The organism is Bradyrhizobium sp. 172, assembly GCF_023101065.1.
GTDB lineage: Bacteria > Pseudomonadota > Alphaproteobacteria > Rhizobiales > Xanthobacteraceae > Bradyrhizobium > Bradyrhizobium canariense_D.
Genome location: NZ_CP064701.1, coordinates 4,748,575 through 4,766,749, shown reverse-complemented (window position 1 = coordinate 4,766,749; position 18,175 = coordinate 4,748,575). Strand labels below are relative to the sequence as shown.

Annotated in this window: 16 protein-coding genes; 12 read left to right on the top strand and 4 right to left on the bottom strand. The window is 64.4% G+C overall.

What is annotated here, in order from left to right; translation table 11 throughout:
- Window positions 1-97: 97 nt before the first annotated feature.
- Both IVB07_RS23165 and IVB07_RS23160 read right to left on the bottom strand, forming a co-directional pair.
- Window positions 98-1,291, bottom strand: a complete 1,194-nt coding sequence (locus tag IVB07_RS23165; protein WP_085395861.1) for a DUF2865 domain-containing protein — start codon at window positions 1,289-1,291, stop codon at window positions 98-100.
- A gap of 131 nt (window positions 1,292-1,422) precedes the next feature.
- Window positions 1,423-1,728 (bottom strand): hypothetical protein, encoded by a 306-nt coding sequence (locus tag IVB07_RS23160; RefSeq protein ID WP_026233782.1) that lies wholly within the window; start codon window positions 1,726-1,728, stop codon window positions 1,423-1,425.
- A gap of 291 nt (window positions 1,729-2,019) precedes the next feature.
- Here IVB07_RS23160 and cysS point away from each other — a divergent pair, with 291 nt between their 5' ends.
- From cysS to IVB07_RS23140, 4 genes are all read left to right on the top strand, one after another.
- The gene (gene cysS / locus IVB07_RS23155) at window positions 2,020-3,402 is read left to right on the top strand and encodes a cysteine--tRNA ligase (RefSeq protein ID WP_018459351.1); all 1,383 of its coding nucleotides are present in this window, start codon (window positions 2,020-2,022) and stop codon (window positions 3,400-3,402) included.
- Window positions 3,403-3,517: 115 nt separating this feature from the next.
- Entirely contained in the window at window positions 3,518-4,027 is a 510-nt protein-coding gene (locus tag IVB07_RS23150; RefSeq protein ID WP_085385796.1) for a GNAT family N-acetyltransferase, read from the top strand.
- A complete protein-coding gene (gene cimA / locus IVB07_RS23145; RefSeq protein WP_018459349.1) occupies window positions 4,024-5,622 on the top strand; it encodes a citramalate synthase in 1,599 nt (532 codons plus the stop codon). Before IVB07_RS23150 ends, cimA begins: the two co-directional genes overlap by 4 nt.
- A gap of 49 nt (window positions 5,623-5,671) precedes the next feature.
- Window positions 5,672-6,049, top strand: a complete 378-nt coding sequence (locus IVB07_RS23140; protein ID WP_018459348.1) for a VOC family protein — start codon at window positions 5,672-5,674, stop codon at window positions 6,047-6,049.
- Here IVB07_RS23140 and IVB07_RS23135 read toward each other — a convergent pair.
- Window positions 6,046-6,651, bottom strand: coding sequence for a TIGR00730 family Rossman fold protein (locus IVB07_RS23135; protein ID WP_018459347.1), 606 nt, complete (start codon window positions 6,649-6,651; stop codon window positions 6,046-6,048). The two genes, IVB07_RS23140 and IVB07_RS23135, sit on opposite strands and share 4 nt — an antisense overlap.
- 202 nt (window positions 6,652-6,853) lie before the next feature.
- Here IVB07_RS23135 and IVB07_RS23130 point away from each other — a divergent pair, with 202 nt between their 5' ends.
- From IVB07_RS23130 to IVB07_RS23115, 4 genes are all read left to right on the top strand, one after another.
- Entirely contained in the window at window positions 6,854-8,809 is a 1,956-nt protein-coding gene (locus IVB07_RS23130; RefSeq protein ID WP_018459346.1) for an ABC transporter ATP-binding protein/permease, read from the top strand.
- A 77-nt stretch (window positions 8,810-8,886) separates the two neighbouring features.
- Window positions 8,887-9,591: a phosphatidylserine decarboxylase gene (locus IVB07_RS23125; protein ID WP_256374445.1), complete on the top strand. Its 705-nt coding sequence runs from the start codon at window positions 8,887-8,889 to the stop codon at window positions 9,589-9,591.
- An 87-nt stretch (window positions 9,592-9,678) separates the two neighbouring features.
- Complete coding sequence (locus IVB07_RS23120) at window positions 9,679-10,560, top strand: phosphatidylcholine/phosphatidylserine synthase (RefSeq protein ID WP_018459344.1); 882 nt, start codon at window positions 9,679-9,681, stop codon at window positions 10,558-10,560.
- A 152-nt stretch (window positions 10,561-10,712) separates the two neighbouring features.
- Window positions 10,713-11,432 (top strand): RraA family protein, encoded by a 720-nt coding sequence (locus tag IVB07_RS23115; protein WP_018459343.1) that lies wholly within the window; start codon window positions 10,713-10,715, stop codon window positions 11,430-11,432.
- A gap of 18 nt (window positions 11,433-11,450) precedes the next feature.
- On the opposite strand, the gene IVB07_RS23110 is transcribed toward IVB07_RS23115, so the two are convergent.
- Complete coding sequence (locus IVB07_RS23110) at window positions 11,451-11,744, bottom strand: hypothetical protein (RefSeq protein WP_204513921.1); 294 nt, start codon at window positions 11,742-11,744, stop codon at window positions 11,451-11,453.
- Window positions 11,745-12,072: 328 nt separating this feature from the next.
- On the opposite strand from IVB07_RS23110, the gene IVB07_RS23105 reads away from it, so the two are divergent.
- The 4 genes from IVB07_RS23105 (at window position 12,073) to IVB07_RS23090 (ending at window position 17,941) form a co-directional block, all read left to right on the top strand.
- Window positions 12,073-12,846, top strand: coding sequence for a MotA/TolQ/ExbB proton channel family protein (locus IVB07_RS23105; RefSeq protein ID WP_018459340.1), 774 nt, complete (start codon window positions 12,073-12,075; stop codon window positions 12,844-12,846).
- Window positions 12,847-12,869: 23 nt separating this feature from the next.
- Complete coding sequence (locus IVB07_RS23100; RefSeq protein WP_007592497.1) at window positions 12,870-13,700, top strand: flagellar motor protein MotB; 831 nt, start codon at window positions 12,870-12,872, stop codon at window positions 13,698-13,700.
- Between the two features lie 272 nt (window positions 13,701-13,972).
- Window positions 13,973-15,871, top strand: a complete 1,899-nt coding sequence (locus IVB07_RS23095) for a potassium transporter Kup (RefSeq protein ID WP_018459339.1) — start codon at window positions 13,973-13,975, stop codon at window positions 15,869-15,871.
- A gap of 141 nt (window positions 15,872-16,012) precedes the next feature.
- The gene (locus IVB07_RS23090) at window positions 16,013-17,941 is read left to right on the top strand and encodes a potassium transporter Kup (protein WP_018459338.1); all 1,929 of its coding nucleotides are present in this window, start codon (window positions 16,013-16,015) and stop codon (window positions 17,939-17,941) included.
- Window positions 17,942-18,175 lie beyond the last annotated feature (234 nt).

Here is an 18,175-nt window from a genome sequence, read left to right as displayed (position 1 = left end):
TCTATCTCCGCGTACTCATGTGCACATGTGAGCGGATAGAACCCCTCATCCGGCGCTTCGCGCCACCTTCTCCCGCAAGGGGAGAAGGGAAGGGCTATTACTTCTGTTGTTGCGGCAGGAAGCTCGGGCCGACCGAACGGATCGGCTTGTTCTCGGAAGGCGTCGCAGGGGTGCCGGTGTCCGCCGGCGGCGTTGCTGCCGGGGCGCCAGCAGTCGTCGGTGCCGGAGCCGCACCCTTCTTGCCATTGGCGGCAGGCGTGCCCTTGTTGAGCTGCCGCTGCTGCATTTTCTTGGCGCTCTCCTCGGTGACGATGATGTCACCTTGCTGTTCGGCCGACGCCTTGTCGTCGGCCGATTTGAGCGCGTCCGCCCAGGTCTGGCCCGCGGCCTTGCAGGAGCAGGACGGGTTGAACTCGCTGCGGAATTTGAACGCGGTCGGCAGCGCCGTGTAGGGCTGGCCGCTGGTGGAGACCGCGGAGTTCATGTCTTCACCGGGATTGCGATGGGTGTAGAGCACGGCCTCGGCGGCCGGGCACAGCGCCTTGCAGGTCTTCTCGTCGTCGGGGAAGCGCGCCGGCACGGTCGCAAACGAGACCGGGAAGTAGGCGCCGTCGCAGGTGCGCACGCACACAGTGCGATAGGTGCCTGATTGCGGGCCGAGATCGGACGGCGGCACGCCTTGCGGATTATTGGGGTTGTTGCCGCCGAACAGATTGCTCAGGAAATTGCCGCCGCCTTGCGACTGCGCCGCATTGGCATATTGCGGGCCGCAATTGTTCTGCGCCAGCGCTGCCAGCACCGAGCGGCGCTGGTTGTCACGCTCGGGGCTAAAGCCGCCGGGGCCGCCGCCGCGCAGGCGTTCGAGATTGCCGGTGATCTGGTCCAGATTGGCGCGCATCTGCTGGATCTGGGTGTTGACCGGACCGCATTGCGCCGACTGGCCGCTGAACAGCGAGAAGAAGCCGGAGGAATCGCAACCCATGCGCTTGGCCTGCATGGTGACACGATCGAGCTCGGCCTGCTGCTTGGTCTGAGATTCCTGATAGCGGCGGATCTGGTCTTCGCGCGCGGGATCACCGCCGCCGCCACGATCGAGACCGGCGAGCTGACCTTCCAGGCGCGCGCACATCGGGTTGGGTCCGAGCCCGTTCTGGCCGGGCTGAGGCGGCGGTCCCGGCGGGCCGGCCTGTGCGAACGCGTTATTGGCGAGCGCAACCGTGCTGAAGAGCACGGCAGAGGCAAGGATCAAGCGAGCACGGGAGAGAGACATAAATTCAGGCATATCCGCCATTCTAGCGAGGTCACGGCCAGGCGTGATGTGGGGAGGCCGGAGCGCGCCCTCCCATAGCCGCTTCCTACGGCATCGTCACGTCGTTTCAGAGGCCAGCGATTGGGCCTAAGGTACGCCAGTTCCGAGCGAATTCAGCGCTGGCAGGTGATTGCGACATATTCGTCGCAATGGCCATGGGAGCAGTTTGCGCCGGATTTGGGGACAGAGCCGGTAATTTCGTCGGGATCGACCCGGCGATAGGCCGAAGCCTGGGCAAAATCGCGTGACTGGCAGTAGGTGCGGGCGACCTGCGCGCCGCATTTGTCGCTCTTGGCCAGGCACTGATCGACGCCGTAGCCGTCCGCCTGGTTCGGGATGATGAAGACGCGGGTCTCCGCGAGAGCGCTGGACGCCGCAAGGATGGAGGCGCAGGACATGAGCGCGAGCAATGATCGCATGAAAACACCGGGGCAAAAAATGTGAACTGCCAGTTCCAGAATGGGCTCAAATGGTTAAGGAGATGAACCATCCGCGCGCGGCGGCTGCGCATTGCGGAGATAAGACGGCGTTTTCGCGGCTCTCTTGACGCGGGGCCGCCTCATAGCCCATATGTTCCGTCATGAACGGTCTCCTCGTCATTTGCGCCATTTGCCGCGAGATTACGAGCTAGCGATTCGCTGGCTGGAGCCGTCTTTTCTCAAAACCATTGAGAGCACTGGACGCCCGGCCAACAGCCGACGGGTATCCTTATGGAATTGCGCCTTTACGATACGCTGAGCCGGGAAAAGCGCACCTTCGTGCCGCTCGATGCCAAGAACGTCCGCATGTATGTCTGCGGACCGACGGTCTATGACTTCGCCCATATCGGCAATGCCCGGCCGGTGATCGTGTTCGACGTGCTGTTTCGGCTGCTGCGCCATCTCTACGGTGAGGCGCACGTCAAATATGTCCGCAACATCACCGACGTGGACGACAAGATCAACGACCGCGCCGCGCGGGATTTCCCCGGCCTGCCGCTGAACGAGGCGATCCGGAAAGTCACCGAGCAGACCGGCAAACAGTTTCACGCTGACGTCGACGCGCTCGGCGCGCTGCGGCCGAGCGTCGAGCCGCGCGCCACCGAGCATATCGGCGAGATGCGCGAGATCATCGAACGGCTGGTTGCCGGCGGCTTTGCCTATGTTGCCGAGGATCACGTGCTATTCTCGCCGCAGGCGATGAACGCGGCCGATGCCGGGCTGCCGCGCTATGGCGCGCTGTCCAATCGTTCGCTGGACGAGATGGTTGCCGGCGCCCGCGTCGATGTCGCGCCCTACAAGAAAGGCAACACCGACTTCGTGCTGTGGAAGCCGTCCAAGCCCGGCGAGCCGTCATGGCCGTCACCCGCCGGCGTCGCCGCGCAGGGGCGCCCGGGCTGGCATGTCGAGTGCTCGGCCATGGCCTGGAAGCATCTCGGCGAGCACTTCGACATCCATGGCGGCGGCATCGATCTCGTGTTTCCGCATCACGAGAACGAGGTCGCGCAGACCTGCTGCGCCTTCCACCGGGAGCGCATGGCGAACTACTGGATGCATAACGGCTTCCTGCAGGTCGAAAGCGAGAAGATGTCGAAGAGCCTCGGTAACTTCGTCACTATTCACGAACTGCTCGCGGACTGGCCGGGCGAAGTGCTGCGCCTGAATATGCTCAAGACGCATTACCGCTCGCCGATCGACTGGACGATGAAGTCGCTGGAGGAGAGCGCCAGGACGCTCGACGATTGGTATCGGGTTGCGGCTGACGTCGCATCCGGCAAGCCCGCCCCCTCAGTGGTCGAGCCGCTGCTCGACGACCTCAACACGCCGCTGGCGATCGCGGCGCTGCATGGGCTGCGCGGCAGCGATGTTGGTGCCCTCGCGGGTTCGTTGCGTCTGCTCGGCTTTCTCTCCGAGAGTGCCGCGCAGTGGGAAGGACGCAAGCAGCAGGCGAGCGGCGTCGATGCCAAGGAAGTCGAGCGCCTGATCTCGGAGCGGACGGCGGCGCGTGCGCGCAAGGACTTTGCGGAGTCCGATCGTATCCGCGATCTGCTTGCCGCGATGGGCGTTGCGATCAAGGATTCCAAGGAAGGGACGACGTGGGAGGTCGCACGATGAAGCGACCCGATACGCCTTTTCCGCGGCACTGGTTCTATTACATCGCGCTGAAAATCCTGCTGCTCGGCGCTGCCGTGGCGCTGGCGCTGAAACTCTATGGGATGTGGTGAAGACGATGGCACAAGCACTCCCAAAGCCTGGCTTGCGGCCCTTCCTGCCGGAGGACGTGCCGGTTCTCGCCGCGATCTTCACCGCCAGCATCGAAGAGCTGACCGGCGAGGACTATAGCGAGGCCCAACAACAGGCCTGGATGGCGTCGGCGGAAGACGAAGAGTTCGGCAAGGGGCTCGCCTCCGACCTGACGCTGATCGCAACGCTGGAGGGGTCACCGGTGGGTTTTGCCTCGCTGCAGGGCAAGGATCATATCCGCATGCTCTATGTGCATCCGGCCGTGGCCGGGCAGGGCCTCGCGACCATGCTCGTCGATGCGCTGGAAAAGCTTGCGGGCGGCCGCGGCGCCGACAAGCTGACGGTCGATGCCAGCGACAACGCGCAGGGCTTTTTCGCCAAGCGCGGCTATGTCGCCATGCAGCGCAACAGCATCACTGTCAACGACGAATGGCTGGCCAACACCACCATGCAGAAGACGCTCGGCAGTGGACCCGCGTCGGGAGCGCTGCAATGAGCAAGGAGCGCCTCTATCTGTTCGACACCACGCTGCGCGACGGCGCGCAGACCAACGGCGTCGATTTCACGCTGACCGACAAGCAAATCATCGCCCAGATGCTCGATGAACTCGGCATCGACTATGTCGAGGGCGGCTATCCCGGCGCCAATCCGACCGACACCGAGTTCTTCGGCACCAAGCCGAAGTTTTCGCATGCGCGCTTCACCGCCTTCGGCATGACGCGGCGAGCGGGGCGCTCGGTTTCCAACGATCCCGGTGTGGCCGGGCTGCTGGAGGCCAAGGCCGACGTGATCTGCTTCGTGGCGAAGTCGTCGGCCTATCAGGTGCGCGTTGCCCTGGAGACGACGAAGGAGGAGAACCTCGCCTCGATCCGCGACAGCGTCGCAGCAGCCAAGGCCGCCGGCCGCGAGGTGATGCTCGACTGCGAGCATTTCTTCGACGGTTACAAGGAGGATTCCGGTTTCGCGCTCGCCTGCGCGAAAGCTGCTTATGAAGCCGGCGCGCGCTGGGTGGTGCTGTGCGACACCAACGGCGGCACCATGCCCAACGAGGTCGAAGCGATCGTCACCGAGGTGACGAAGCACATCCCCGGCGATCATCTCGGCATCCACGCCCATAACGACACCGAGCAGGCGGTGGCGAATTCGCTCGCCGCGGTGCGCGCCGGCGCGCGGCAGATCCAGGGCACGCTGAACGGCCTCGGCGAGCGCTGCGGCAATGCCAATCTCTGCTCGCTGATTCCGACCTTGAAGCTGAAGGCCGAGTTTGCTGACGCCTTCGAGATCGGCGTCACGGCGGAGAAGCTCGCGACCCTGGTCAAGGTGTCGCGCACGCTCGACGATATGCTCAACCGCGTTCCGAACCGGCATGCGGCCTATGTCGGCGAGAGCGCGTTCGTCACCAAGACCGGCATCCATGCCTCTGCCGTGCTGAAGGATCCGCAGACCTACGAGCATGTCTTGCCGGAGCTGGTCGGCAATCATCGCAAGGTGCTGGTGTCCGATCAGGCCGGCCGTTCCAATGTCATTGCCGAGCTCGACCGCGCCGGCATCGCCTATGAGAAGAGCGATCCGAAACTGTCGCGGCTGGTCGAGGAATTGAAGGAGCGCGAGGCGCAGGGCTACGCCTATGAATCCGCCAACGCCTCGTTCGAGCTGCTGGCGCGGCGCACGCTCGGCAAGGTGCCGCATTATTTCGAGGTCGAGCAGTTCGACGTCAATGTCGAGCAGCGTTACAATTCGCATGGCGAACGCGTCACCGTGGCGCTGGCGGTGGTCAAGGTCGACGTCGCCGGCGAGCATCTGATCTCGGCGGCCGAAGGCAACGGTCCCGTCAACGCGCTCGACGTCGCGCTGCGTAAGGACCTCGGCAAGTACCAGAAATATATCGAAGGCCTGACGCTGATCGACTACCGCGTTCGTATCCTCAACGGCGGCACCGGCGCGGTCACGCGCGTCCTGATCGAGAGCGAGGACGAGAACGGCGACAGCTGGACCACGGTCGGGGTGTCCCCCAACATCATCGACGCCTCGTTCCAGGCGCTGATGGATTCGGTGATCTACAAGCTGGTGAAGTCGGGCGCGCCGGCGTAGGGCGGCGGTGCCACAAACGGGATGACGAGCAGGAGAGGGGGCGCGACCCATGATCGATCACATCTCTGTCGGCGTCAGCGATCTCCAGCGCTCGGCGACATTTTACGAGGCAACACTCGCCGCGCTCGGTCTCGCTCGCCTCGTCACGCGGCCGCGGACGATCGGCTTCGGCAAGGCCTATCCCGAATTCTGGATCAATCTGCGCGAGGGCATGCCGCACGTGCCGCCGGAGAGCGGCGTCCATATCTGCCTGCGGGCAAAGACGACCGTCGAGGTCGATGCATTTCACGCCGCAGCGCTGTCGGCCGGCGGCGCATCCGACGGCGCGCCGGGTATCCGCCCGCACGATCGCGTGCGGTATTACGCAGCCTTCGTTGTCGACCCCGATGGTAACCGGATCGAGGCGGTGACGTTTCCTGCGGACTAGAGCTTGCGCGCCATTTCCGGTGCGAGCTGCTTTTCCGCATCTTCGATCTGCGCTGCAGCCGATTTCAGCTTCGGCAAAATCTCTTCGATCCGATCGGCCTTGAGGATGTCGACCGAAAGGCCGGCGCGGATGAACTCGGTCTGGCGCATGTGCGACAGCAGCGAGAACAGCGGCTCCCAGAAATTATCGATGTTGGCAAGCAGCACCGGCTTGGCGTGACGTCCCAGCTGCTTCCAGGTCAATTGCTCGACCAACTCCTCCAGCGTGCCGACGCCGCCCGGCAGCGCCACGAAGGCGTCGGAGCGTTCGAACATCAGTCGCTTGCGCTCGTGCATGTCGGGGGTGACGATCATCTCCTGCACGCGCGTCAGCGCGTTTTCCCGCATCCGCAGGAAATCGGGGATGATGCCGGTGACAGTGCCGCCGTGATCGAGGACGGAGGTCGCCACCGAGCCCATCAGGCCGAGCGAGCCGCCGCCATAGACGAGGCGGATGTTGTTCTCGGCGAGCGCCTTGCCGAACGCCTTGGCGCCTTCGGTGAAACGGGGATTGGTTCCTGGGCCGGAGCCGCAATAGACACAGACGGTTTTGATCGTGCTCATTGGTGCCATGATGCATTGCAGCGAAGAGGCGTCAAGCCCAATCGGTGATTCGGGGCTTCCGGAAATCTACCGGTAAACCACGACGAACAATCCAAGATTCGCCATCTGGCGGGGTGCATGGGCATCGGTAAGGCTCTATATGACAAACGAAAATCCTTAATGGCAACGCAGCCCGCATTCGACGGGCTTTTCAGGCTTCTTGATGGACCAAGCTCAATCGCCCGCCGGCGCCAACGTTCCTGATCCCGCCGGGGGGCCGCTGGAGCGGGCCACGCTGATGGGCACGCTGGCGCATCTGTGGCCCTATATCTGGCCGGGCGACCGTTTCGACCTGAAGATGCGCGTGGTCTGGTCGATGGTGCTGCTGCTCGCCGCCAAGCTGATCACGCTGACGGTTCCTTTCAGCTTCAAATGGGCGACCGACGCGCTGACCGGCGCCAACAGTGCGCCAGTTCAGGCCGACAATTGGCACCTCTGGGTGATCGCCTCGCCGCTGCTGCTGACCGCCAGCTACGGCGTGATGCGCATCGTGATGGCGGTGCTGACGCAATGGCGCGACGGCATTTTCGCGCGCGTTGCCATGCACGCGGTGCGCAAGCTCGCCACCATCACTTTCATCCACATGCACGAGTTGTCACTGCGCTTCCACCTGGAGCGCAAGACCGGCGGCCTGACGCGCGTGCTCGAGCGCGGCCGCGAGGGCATCGAGGTCATCGTGCGCATGGTGATCCTGCAGCTGATCCCGACCATCGTCGAGGTCTCGCTGCTGATGGCCGTGCTGCTGTGGCAGTTCGATTGGCGCTACGTGCTTGCGACCCTCGTCACTGTCGCGGTCTACATGTACTACACCTACATCGCGACCGAGTGGCGGATCGGCATCCGCCGCAAGATGAACGATGCCGACACCGAGGCGAACACCAAGGCGATCGACTCGCTGCTCAACTACGAGACCGTCAAATATTTCAGCGCCGAGGCCCGTGAGTCACAGCGCTACGACCGGTCGGTCGCGCGTTACGAGGAGTCGAGCGTCCAGGCCTATACTTCGCTGGCCGTGCTCAACACCGGGCAGGCCGTGATCTTCACGCTGGGGCTGACCGCGACCATGCTGATGTGCGCGATCGGCGTGCGCAACGGCACCAACACGGTCGGCGATTTCGTGCTGGTCAACGCGATGATGATCCAGCTCTACCAGCCCTTGAACTTCATGGGCATGGTTTATCGCGAGATCAAGCAGGCGATCATCGACATCGAGAAGATGTTCAACGTGCTGGGGCGCGAGGCTGAGATCAAGGATGCGCCGGGCGCGAAGCCACTGGTGGTCTCCGCGGGCAATGTGCGTTTCGAGGATGTGCGCTTTGCCTATGAGCCGTCCCGTCCGATCCTCAAGGGCATCAGCTTCGAGGTGCCGGCCGGCAAGACGGTCGCGATCGTCGGCCCGTCAGGTGCGGGCAAGTCGACCATCTCGCGGCTTCTGTTTCGCCTCTACGACATCTCGGGCGGCAAGATCCTGATCGACGGCCAGGACATTCGCGAAGTCACGCAGGCGAGCTTGCGCGCGTCCATCGGCATGGTGCCGCAGGACACCGTGCTGTTCAACGACACCATCCGCTACAACATCCGCTACGGGCGTTGGGACGCCAGCGATGCCGAGGTCGAGCAGGCAGCGCAGCTGGCGCAGATCGATCATTTCATCCGCATGGCGCCGAAAGGCTACGAGACCCAGGTCGGCGAGCGCGGCCTGAAACTGTCCGGCGGCGAAAAACAACGGGTTGCGATCGCGCGCACCGTGTTGAAGGCGCCGCCGATCCTGGTGCTGGACGAGGCGACCTCCGCGCTTGACACCCACACTGAGCACGAAATCCAGGGTGCGCTCGAGCGCGTGGCGAAGAACCGCACTTCGCTGGTGATCGCCCATCGGCTCTCGACCATCGTCGGCGCCGACGAGATCATCGTGCTGGACCAGGGCCGCATCGCCGAGCGCGGCACCCACGCGAAACTGCTTGGGGAGGGGGGACTTTACGCCAGCATGTGGAACAGGCAGCGCGAGGCCGAGGCGGCGCGCGAGAAACTGGCGAGGATGGCCGATTCCGGCGAGGCGCCCAACCGGGAGCCACCGCCGGTCGCCGATGTCCTGACGGCGCCTGCGGCGGCGGAGTGACCTTGTCTCCGGGCCCAACTCTGGCCTAAACAACACCACCGCGCGGGACGACCTGCGCCATCAACCCTGAGCGGCAGATAGCGATGTCCATTCTCGATTCGATCCAGCGTCAGATCCCGCCGATCCACAAGGAGGGATATCCCTTCATCGGCGGCTTTGCGCTGGCAAGCCTCCTCCTGTTCTGGCTGTGGTCGCCGTTGGGGTGGATCGGCACCATCCTGACCGTATGGTGCGCGCTGTTCTTCCGCGACCCCGTGCGCGTGACCCCCGTGCGCGAGGGGCTCGTGGTGTCGCCCGCCGACGGCCGCGTCTCGATGATCACTATGGCGCTGCCGCCGGCCGAGCTCGGCCTCGGCGATCGGCCGCTGCCGCGCGTCTCGGTGTTCATGAGTGTGTTCAACTGCCATGTGAACCGCAGCCCGATCGCGGGCCGGGTGGACCGTATCGCCTACCGGCCCGGCCTGTTCATCAATGCCGAGCTGGACAAGGCGAGCGAGGACAATGAGCGCAACTCGCTGGTGATCACGACGCCGACGGCGCGGATCGGCGTGATCCAGATCGCGGGTCTGGTCGCCAAGCGCATCGTCTGCTTCGTCAAAGAGGGGCAGGCAATCGGCGCCGGTGAGCGCTTCGGTCTGATCCGATTCGGCTCGCGGCTCGACGTCTATCTGCCGCTGGGCACGAAGGCGCTGGTCTCGGAAGGCCAGACCGCGATCGCCGGCGAGACGATTCTGGCGGATCTTGCCGGAGACGACCCGAGCCGCGCCTACCGTGCCAATTAACCAATAAGTCGGTCCTGAGGGGCCTTCCGCCGCAATGGCGGAGGGGAACGCGGCTTGCTATATCTCGCCCCAAGGTGAGGACGAGCCATGACGCCTTATGACTTCAAAGATCCTGATGTGCGCCGCCGGCGGTTCCGCCCGATCCCGGTGCGCATGCTGGTGCCCAACGTCATCACGCTGCTGGCGATCTGCGCCGGCCTGACCTCGATCCGGCTCTCGATCGAGGGGCGGATGTCGCTCGCGGTCTACGCCATCGTGTTCGCGGCGGCACTCGACGGCATCGACGGCCGCATCGCGCGCATGATCAAGGGGCAGTCCAAGTTCGGCGCCGAGCTCGACAGCCTCGCCGACTTCGTCAATTTCGGCGTGGCGCCCGGCCTGATGTTGTATTTCTGGCAGCTGCACGAGCTCGGCAATGCCGGCTGGATCGCCGCCATGGTATTCGCGATTTCCGGTGGCCTCCGCCTGGCGCGCTTCAATGCCACCATGGACGATCCCAACAAGCCGGCCTTCGCCGCCAACTTCTTCACCGGCGTGCCGGCGCCGGCCGGCGCGATCACGGTGCTGCTGCCGATCTATGTCGCGTTCCTCGATCTCGGCCGGCTGCCTGCGGCGGTGACGGCTGCGTATACGCTGCTGATCGCCTTCCTGATGGTGTCGCGCCTGCCGGTGTTCTCCGGCAAGACCAAGCGCATGCGCGTGCCGCCCGAGCTGGTGCTGCCGGCGTTCGTCGCGGTGGTCGTGTTCATCGCGATCCTGATCGCCTATCCCTGGCACGTGCTGTCCATCGGAACGGTGCTGTATCTGCTCGCTTTGCCGCTCGGCTACAAATCCTATCGCGACCAGGCGCGCGCGATGGAAGCCACCGCGCCGGCTGGAGGCGAGGTCTCCTCGCCGCCTTCGGCGCCGACGCTGGCAAACCTGTCGGAGCCGCCGCGCGAAGACGACCGGCCCGACCGGCTGCACTGAACGGCAAGCGCCAAGCAGCCAAGGCACTGAACAGCGAGACTTGGATATCTGCCATGAGGCGCCCTGAGTTGGGTTGAAGCCCGATCTCGGCTATATCGCCCGGTGCAGGCGGCACCGCACCAACAGCGGCCGCCAATCTGGGAGAGAACGCTGTGACGAATACTGCGACCGGGCCGCTGCCCGCTTCCGTCCTCGAAGCGCTGGGCCGCTATGACACGCCGACGATCTGCAATGCCATGGAGATCGTGGCGCCCGAGCGCCGGCTGATCGGCTACACCACCAAACCACTGGTCTGCCCATTTCCCGATCTGCCCCCGATCGTCGGCTATGCCCGCACGGTCGCGATCCGCTCGGTGCTGAAAAATTCACTACCGCCGGAAGAGCAGTCCAAGCGCCGCATCGCATATTACGAATATGTCGGTACCGGCCACGGTCCGCGCATCTCGGTGATCCAGGACATCGACGGTCCCGACGTCGGCTACGGTGCGTTTTGGGGCGAGGTGCAGAGCAACGTGCACAAGGCGCTCGGCTGCCTCGGCGTCATCACCGACGGTTCGATCCGCGACATTCCGCAATGGGCGCCGGGCTTCCAGGCGCTGGCCGGCTCGATCGGCCCGTCGCATGCATGGGTGCATGCCGAGAGCTTTGGCGGCGAAGTGCGCGTCGCCGGCATGACCGTGAAGTCGGACGATCTGATCCATGCCGACCAGCACGGCGCCGTCGTAATTCCGCACGATATTGCCGCAAAGCTGCCCGAGGCCGCCGAACTCTGTGGCCGCCGCGAGACGCCGATCCTCGAGATCGCCCGCAGCCCCGACTTCTCGTTGGAGAAGTTGAAGGCTGCGCTGAAGCGCTCGGCGGAGATTCACTAACGGCGGGACCGCGATGATCTACGGTTGCGACGCCGCTCGCAGGCTGCCCTGTTCCGTCAGGAACAAGGCGGCCTGATCCGGCTCGCCGAGCACCGCGGCAGCGCATCCGATCAAGGTGAAGCCGCCGGCAAAATCCCACAGGGTGATATCTTCCGCATTGTCCGGCATGTGGATCAGGTGCGCTACGATCACGGCGAGGGCCGCCTCGGCAAAGAGCAGCACGCTGAACGCCGGCAGGACGAGCCCGGGTTCGAGCATGTGGAGCGCCAGCACTGCGGGAAGCGCGGTGAGAAGACTGAACAGCGTCACCATTGCGATGCCTTCCGCCATGAGGTCCCGGCCCGGATCCAGAATACCAATTGATCGGTCGCCCCCGATGTGGCGCAGGGCCGCAGCCGAAGGGATCGCGTGCACGGGTGACGGGTGCGCGCGACACCGTATGGTTAGCAAAATGTTGAGATCCGTGTCGGCAGTCGGCAAAAGCCGGCGCCTTTCAGCGCGCTGCGGCCGCCAGGCGCGCCGGCTCAACTTAACCTTTACGCGTCTTTAATCGCGGCTCACTAGGGTTTCCGATGCGGTTCGGGGTTGGGCCGCGCCATCGGCCAGGACGGCCGTTGTTGCGTTCGCGTTGGAGTCTCCCATGGATATCATGACGAGCATCGGGCTCGTGGCGGGCATTGTCGTCATCGCGACGATGATGCTGCTGGGCGGCGATCTCCACATGTTCGTTTCCGAGCATGCGATGATCATCATCTTCGGCGGCTCGACGGCCGCGACCATGATCCGCTTTCCGCTCTCGACGCTGATCCACGGCCTACCGCTCGGCGCCAAGTTTGCCTTCACTATGAGCCGTCTGTCGGCGCACGATCTGGTCGACGAACTCGCCCGCATCGCCGAGATCGCCCGCAAGCAAGGGCCGGTGGGTTTGGAAAAGGTCGAGACCGACGAGCCGTTCCTCGCCAAGGGCATCCGCTACGTCGCCGACGGCTACGACCTGGACTTCATTCGCGACAATCTCGAGCGCGACCGCGATAATTTTTTGATGCATCTGGATGAAGGCAGCAAGATCTACCGCGCCATCGGCGACTGCGCCCCGGCCTTCGGCATGGTCGGCACGCTGATCGGCATGGTGCAGATGTTCGCCAACATGACCGACCCGTCAAAGCTCGGCCCGTTCATGGCGACCGCGCTGCTCGCGACTCTCTACGGCGCGCTGGTCGCCAACCTGTTTTGTACCCCGATCGCCGACAAGCTGCATGGAAAGCTCCTGGACGAAGAGACCAACCGCACGCTGATCATCGACGGCATCCTGATGATCCGCGACTCCAAGAGCCCCACGCTGGTCCGCGAAATGCTGCTGGCCTATCTGCCCGAGAAGCACCGCCACGCTGAAGGCGAGCCGGTGCCGGCCTGAGGCCGCGCGCCGGGATTTGAGATATGGCCAAGAAGAAGCGCGGCGATTCACACGGAGGCGGTCACGGCTGGTTCGTGACCTTCGCCGATCTGATGGGCCTGATGATGAGCTTCTTCGTGATGCTCGTCGCGTTCTCGACCCAGGATGCCAACAAGCTGAAGGTCGTCGCAGGCTCCATGCGCGACGCCTTCGGTGTCCAGACCGAAGCGCGCTATTCCGGCATCGTCGAGTCCGACGGGCTGCCGACCCGCCCTCGGCTGAAGAACGTCGATCACATTCAGCCCGAGGACTCCTCCAACACGCCGACGCCGGACCAGGAGGATCGTGACCGCACGTCGGGCGCCAAGATCAAGGTCGACCGCAATTTTGCGCTGGCGGCGGCCTCGCTGCGCCAAGCGTTGCAGGACATGCCGGAATTGACCGAGATGTCGAAGCACATCATGTTCGAGGAGACCAAGCAGGGCCTCAACCTCGAGATCGTGGACCAGGACGGTCGCTCGATGTTCGCCGACGGCTCCAAAGTCCCCTATGACCGCACCCGCCGCCTGATCGAGAAGCTCGCTGTCCCGCTCAAGGCGACGCCGCTGCGCGTCTCCATCGCCGGCCACACCGCGGCTGGATTCGTGCCGACCCGCAGCGACTACGGCGCCTTCGATCTGTCGGCCGACCGCGCCAATGCCGTGCGTCAGATCCTCGAACGCGAGGGCCTGCCGGCCGCCCATGTCTTCGCCGTCGCCGGCAAGGCGGATACCCAGCCGCTGTTTCCGGACGATCCCTCGCTCGCGGCCAACCGGCGGGTGACCATCACCCTGATGCGCGAAGATCCGCCGCTGCCGCCGAATCTGAAGCCGTAGGGCGCATTCGAGCGAAGTGGACCCTGTTTCGCGCGAAGAAGCGCGACAAAACAAGGATGTAGAGCCAATTCCCCTTCAATCGGGGACTGAAAGGCTCAGGGCTCTTGTGCCACCATCTTACCTGAGGCATGTCGTCGCGTGGGCAACGACCGTTGCTGCGCCGTCACAGCATCTGGCCCGGTGCCTGCTATGGTGATGTGCCGATTGACAGGGGCGCCGGAACCGTCAAAAGGCGCCGGATCAATTCTCGGGCAGAAGCGTTCCAGTTTCATATGACGGCGAGCATCACATCGACCGAAGCTCCGGACGGGCCGGTCACCTCGGGTTTCTGGGGCCTGACGCTCGGGAGCATCGGCGTCGTCTTCGGCGACATCGGCACGTCGCCGCTCTACGCATTCCACGAGGCCGTCAGGGGCGCGGCCCATGGCCAGCCGGTCTCGCGGGTCATGGTGCTCGGCGTGCTCTCGCTGATCCTTTGGGCGCTGCTGATCGTCGTCACCGCCAAATACGTGCTGCTGCTGCTGCGCGCCGACAACAACGGGGAGGGCGGCACGCTTTCCCTCATGGCGCTCGGCCAGCGCGCGCTCGGGCGGCGGAGCTGGTTCCTGATGGCGCTCGGCGTCGTCGGCGCCTCCATGTTCATCGGCGATTCCATGATCACGCCGGCGATCTCGGTGTTGTCGGCGGTCGAGGGTCTGAAGCTCGCAACGCCCGCCTTCGAGCACTATGTCGTTCCCCTGACCGTTCTCATCCTGACGCTGCTGTTCGCGGTCCAGAGCAAGGGGACGGCACTGGTCGCCTCAGCCTTCGGGCCGGTGATGGTCGTCTGGTTCACCGTTCTTGCCGTGCTGGGTGCCGTTCACATCGCCGACGATCCGTCGGTGCTGGCAGCGATCAATCCCTATTACGCCCTGCAATTCCTGCTGTCGCACGGCACGATCGGCCTGGTGACACTGGGCGCGGTGTTCCTCGCGGTGACCGGCGGCGAGGCGCTCTACGCAGACCTCGGCCATTTCGGCCGCAAGCCGATCCAGTCGGCCTGGATGTTCTTCGTGCTGCCTGCGCTCCTGATCAACTATTTCGGGCAGGGCGCACTGGTGCTGTCGGATCCCAGCGCGATCGAACACTCCTTCTATCGCATGGTGCCCGAGCATTTCGTGCTGCCGCTGGTCGGACTTGCGACCGCGGCGACCGTGATCGCGAGCCAGGCGGTAATCACGGGGGCCTATTCCCTGGTCTATCAGGCAGTGCAGCTCGGCCTCCTGCCGCGCTTCGAGGTGCGCTTCACCTCGGAAACTCATGCCGGCCAGATCTATCTGCCGCGTGTAAACCGGCTGCTGCTGATCGGTGTGATGCTGCTGGTGCTGTTGTTCCACACCCCCAGCAATCTGGCTTCGGCCTACGGTATTGCGGTCTCCACCACCATGGTTGCTGACGGCATCATGGGCTTCATCGTGATCTGGAAATTGTGGAACTGGCGCGCGGCGACGGCCGCAGCGGTGATCCTGCCCTTCGTCGTGGTCGACATCAGCTTCTTCAGCGCGAATCTTCTGAAGCTGCTCGAAGGCGCCTGGGTGCCGCTGCTGTTCGGCGTGATCATGGCAGGGACAATCTGGACCTGGCGGCGAGGGTCCGGGATCCTGATCCAGAAAACGCGCCGCATCGAGGTGCCGCTGGACGATCTGATCCGGAGCCTGGAAAAGCGGCCGCCGCACATCGTCAAGGGCACCGCGGTGTTCCTGACCAGCGATCCCTCCTTCGTGCCGACCGCGCTGCTGCACAATCTCAAGCACAACAAGGTGCTGCACGAGCACAACGTGGTCCTGACCATCGAGACCGCGCACACGCCGCGGGTCGATCTGTCGGAGCGTTTCCGGATGGAGAAGATCAGCGACAAGTTCTTCAAGGTCCGCCTGCGCTTCGGTTACATGGAGCAGCCGAACGTGCCCAAGGCGCTCGCGATCGCGCGCAAGCAGGGCTGGCAATTCGACATCATGTCGACCTCATTCTTCGTGTCGCGGCGCTCGCTGAAGGCGTCGGCGCAGTCCGGCATGCCGCTTTGGCAGGACCATTTGTTCATCGCGCTGAGCCGGTCCGCCAACGACGCCACCGACTATTTCCAGATTCCCACCGGACGCGTGGTTGAAGTCGGAACCCAGGTCACCATCTAAATGGCGGCCGGCGAAGCCATGCAAATGTGCATGGCCAAGGCCCGAAATCTGGCTAGGCTATGCCGGCAGCGCAGGCCTATAAGCCCCGCGCCCTTCTGCCGTTGTGCAGTGAAGCATTTTTAGAGGCCACCAGGCTCTCCCATGACAAGTGATATCGCGATTTCCGCCCCGGAAACGGCGGCGGCCAATGGGCATGGCGATGCCCACACCACTGCCGGCTTCGGTGCGCTGACACTCGGCAGCATCGGCGTCGTCTACGGTGACATCGGCACCAGCCCGCTCTACGCGTTCCGCGAGGCGGTCATGGCGGCTTCCGGCGCGGAGGGGGTGCCGACGCCGGCGGCCGTGCTCGGCGTGCTCTCCCTGATCCTGTGGGCGCTCATCGTCGTTGTGACGCTCAAATACGTCGTGATCCTGCTCCGTGCCGACAACAACGGCGAGGGCGGCACGTTGGCGCTGATGGCGCTGGCCCAGCGCGCAGTCGGCACCCGCGGAACAACCATCGTCCTGCTCGGCATCATTTCCGGAGCCCTGTTCTACGGCGACGCCGTGATCACGCCGGCGCTCTCGGTGCTGTCGGCGCTCGAAGGCATGAAGGACGTCACCCTGCACTTCGAGTCCTACATCGTGCCGCTGACCGTGATCATCCTGGTCGGTCTGTTTGCCGTGCAGTCCCGTGGCACCGCTCGCGTCGCCGCCTTCTTCGGCCCGATTATGTGCGTCTGGTTCGCGGTGATCGCGATCGCGGCGATCCACCCGATCATCCAGCAGCCGCAGGTGCTGTTCGCGCTGAACCCGCTCTACGCCGTGTCCTTCATGATCCACCACGGCATCATCGGCTTCGTGACGCTCGGCGCGGTGTTCCTGGCGGTCACCGGTGCCGAGGCGCTCTATGCCGACCTCGGCCATTTCGGCAAGCGGCCGATCCAGACCGCCTGGCTGTTCATCGTGGTGCCGTCGCTAGCATTGAACTATCTGGGGCAGGGCGCCCTCGTGCTCGGCGACCCCGGCGCGATCGTGAGCCCGTTCTTCCAGCTCTTTCCGCAAGGTTTTTTCCGCGGCTGCATGGTGGTGCTGGCCACCGCCGCAACGGTTATCGCGAGCCAGGCGGTCATCACCGGTGCCTATTCGCTGACGCGTCAGGCGATCCAGCTCGGTCTGTTGCCGCGGTTTGAAATTCGCCATACGTCCGAAGCCCATTCCGGCCAGATCTTCATCCCGCGCATCAACCAGCTCCTGCTCGTCGCAGTGGTCCTGCTGGTGCTCTTATTCCGCTCCTCCAGCGCGCTGGCCTCGGCCTACGGCATCTCCGTCACCGGGACCATGGTGGTTACGGCGATGATGGGCTTCGTGGTGATCTGGAAGGTATGGCGGTGGTCGCCGTTCACGGCTGCCGCCCTGATCGCGCCGTTCCTGTTTCTCGACCTCACCTTCCTGGCCGCCAATCTGCTCAAGGTGTTCGAGGGCGGCTGGGTGCCGCTGGCGCTCGGCGCGCTCATGATCATCCTGATGTACACGTGGCGGCGCGGCAGCCGGCTGCTGTTCGAGAAGTCGCGCAAGCTCGAATTCCCGCTCGCCGACCTGGTGGCCATGCTGGAGAAGCGGCCGCCGCAGCGCGTGCCCGGCACCGCGGTGTTCCTGACCAGCGATCCCCTCAGCGCGCCGACCGCGCTGATGCATAGTCTGAAGCACTACAAGGTGCTGCACGAGAAGAACGTCATTCTCACCATCGAGACCGCACAGACCCCGCGCATCGATCCGGCCGAGCGGGTGAAGCTGGAACAGATCTCGCCGACCTTCTCCAAGGTGACGCTGAAGTTCGGCTTCATGGAATCGCCCAACGTGCCGAAGGCGCTGGCGATCGCCCGCAAGCTCGGCTGGCAGTTCGACATCATGTCAACCTCGTTCTTCCTGTCGCGGAGGGCGCTCAAGCCGGCCGCCCATTCCGGCATGCCGCGCTGGCAGGACCGGCTGTTCATCTCGCTCAGCCGTTCCGCCAACGACGCCACCGATTATTTCCAGATCCCCTCCGGCCGCGTCGTCGAGGTCGGCACCCAGGTGACGATCTAGCTCCGCAGCTGTCATCGCCCGGCTGGACCGGGCGATCCAGTACCCAGAAACAGTGCGTGGATACGGGCAGGCCGCGGCGTACCGGATTCCCCGCTTTCGCGGGGAATGACACTGAGCTAGCGGTGAGGTGTGAAGCAGGAGCTTCAGGCATCGTGAAGGTCGCGCTTCAAGTCGCTGCGATTTAGCTTTAACTTGCGCAAGGCAGCTCAAGCCTTTGTAGCGCTTGATTTTCGC

Bases quoted from the DNA above. Each gene is read 5' to 3' on its own strand.
- IVB07_RS23120 (WP_018459344.1), top strand. From the start codon at position 9,679: ATGACGCCTTATGACTTCAAAGATCCTGATGTGCGCCGCCGGCGGTTC.
- IVB07_RS23140 (WP_018459348.1), top strand. From the start codon at position 5,672: ATGATCGATCACATCTCTGTCGGCGTCAGCGATCTCCAGCGCTCGGCG.
- IVB07_RS23100 (WP_007592497.1), top strand. From the start codon at position 12,870: ATGGCCAAGAAGAAGCGCGGCGATTCACACGGAGGCGGTCACGGCTGG.
- cysS (WP_018459351.1), top strand. From the start codon at position 2,020: ATGGAATTGCGCCTTTACGATACGCTGAGCCGGGAAAAGCGCACCTTC.
- IVB07_RS23090 (WP_018459338.1), top strand. From the start codon at position 16,013: ATGACAAGTGATATCGCGATTTCCGCCCCGGAAACGGCGGCGGCCAAT.
- IVB07_RS23110 (WP_204513921.1), bottom strand. From the start codon at position 11,744: ATGGTGACGCTGTTCAGTCTTCTCACCGCGCTTCCCGCAGTGCTGGCG.
- IVB07_RS23105 (WP_018459340.1), top strand. From the start codon at position 12,073: ATGGATATCATGACGAGCATCGGGCTCGTGGCGGGCATTGTCGTCATC.
- IVB07_RS23160 (WP_026233782.1), bottom strand. From the start codon at position 1,728: ATGCGATCATTGCTCGCGCTCATGTCCTGCGCCTCCATCCTTGCGGCG.
- IVB07_RS23130 (WP_018459346.1), top strand. From the start codon at position 6,854: ATGGACCAAGCTCAATCGCCCGCCGGCGCCAACGTTCCTGATCCCGCC.
- IVB07_RS23095 (WP_018459339.1), top strand. From the start codon at position 13,973: ATGACGGCGAGCATCACATCGACCGAAGCTCCGGACGGGCCGGTCACC.
- cimA (WP_018459349.1), top strand. From the start codon at position 4,024: ATGAGCAAGGAGCGCCTCTATCTGTTCGACACCACGCTGCGCGACGGC.
- IVB07_RS23165 (WP_085395861.1), bottom strand. From the start codon at position 1,291: ATGGCGGATATGCCTGAATTTATGTCTCTCTCCCGTGCTCGCTTGATC.
- IVB07_RS23150 (WP_085385796.1), top strand. From the start codon at position 3,518: ATGGCACAAGCACTCCCAAAGCCTGGCTTGCGGCCCTTCCTGCCGGAG.
- IVB07_RS23135 (WP_018459347.1), bottom strand. From the start codon at position 6,651: ATGAGCACGATCAAAACCGTCTGTGTCTATTGCGGCTCCGGCCCAGGA.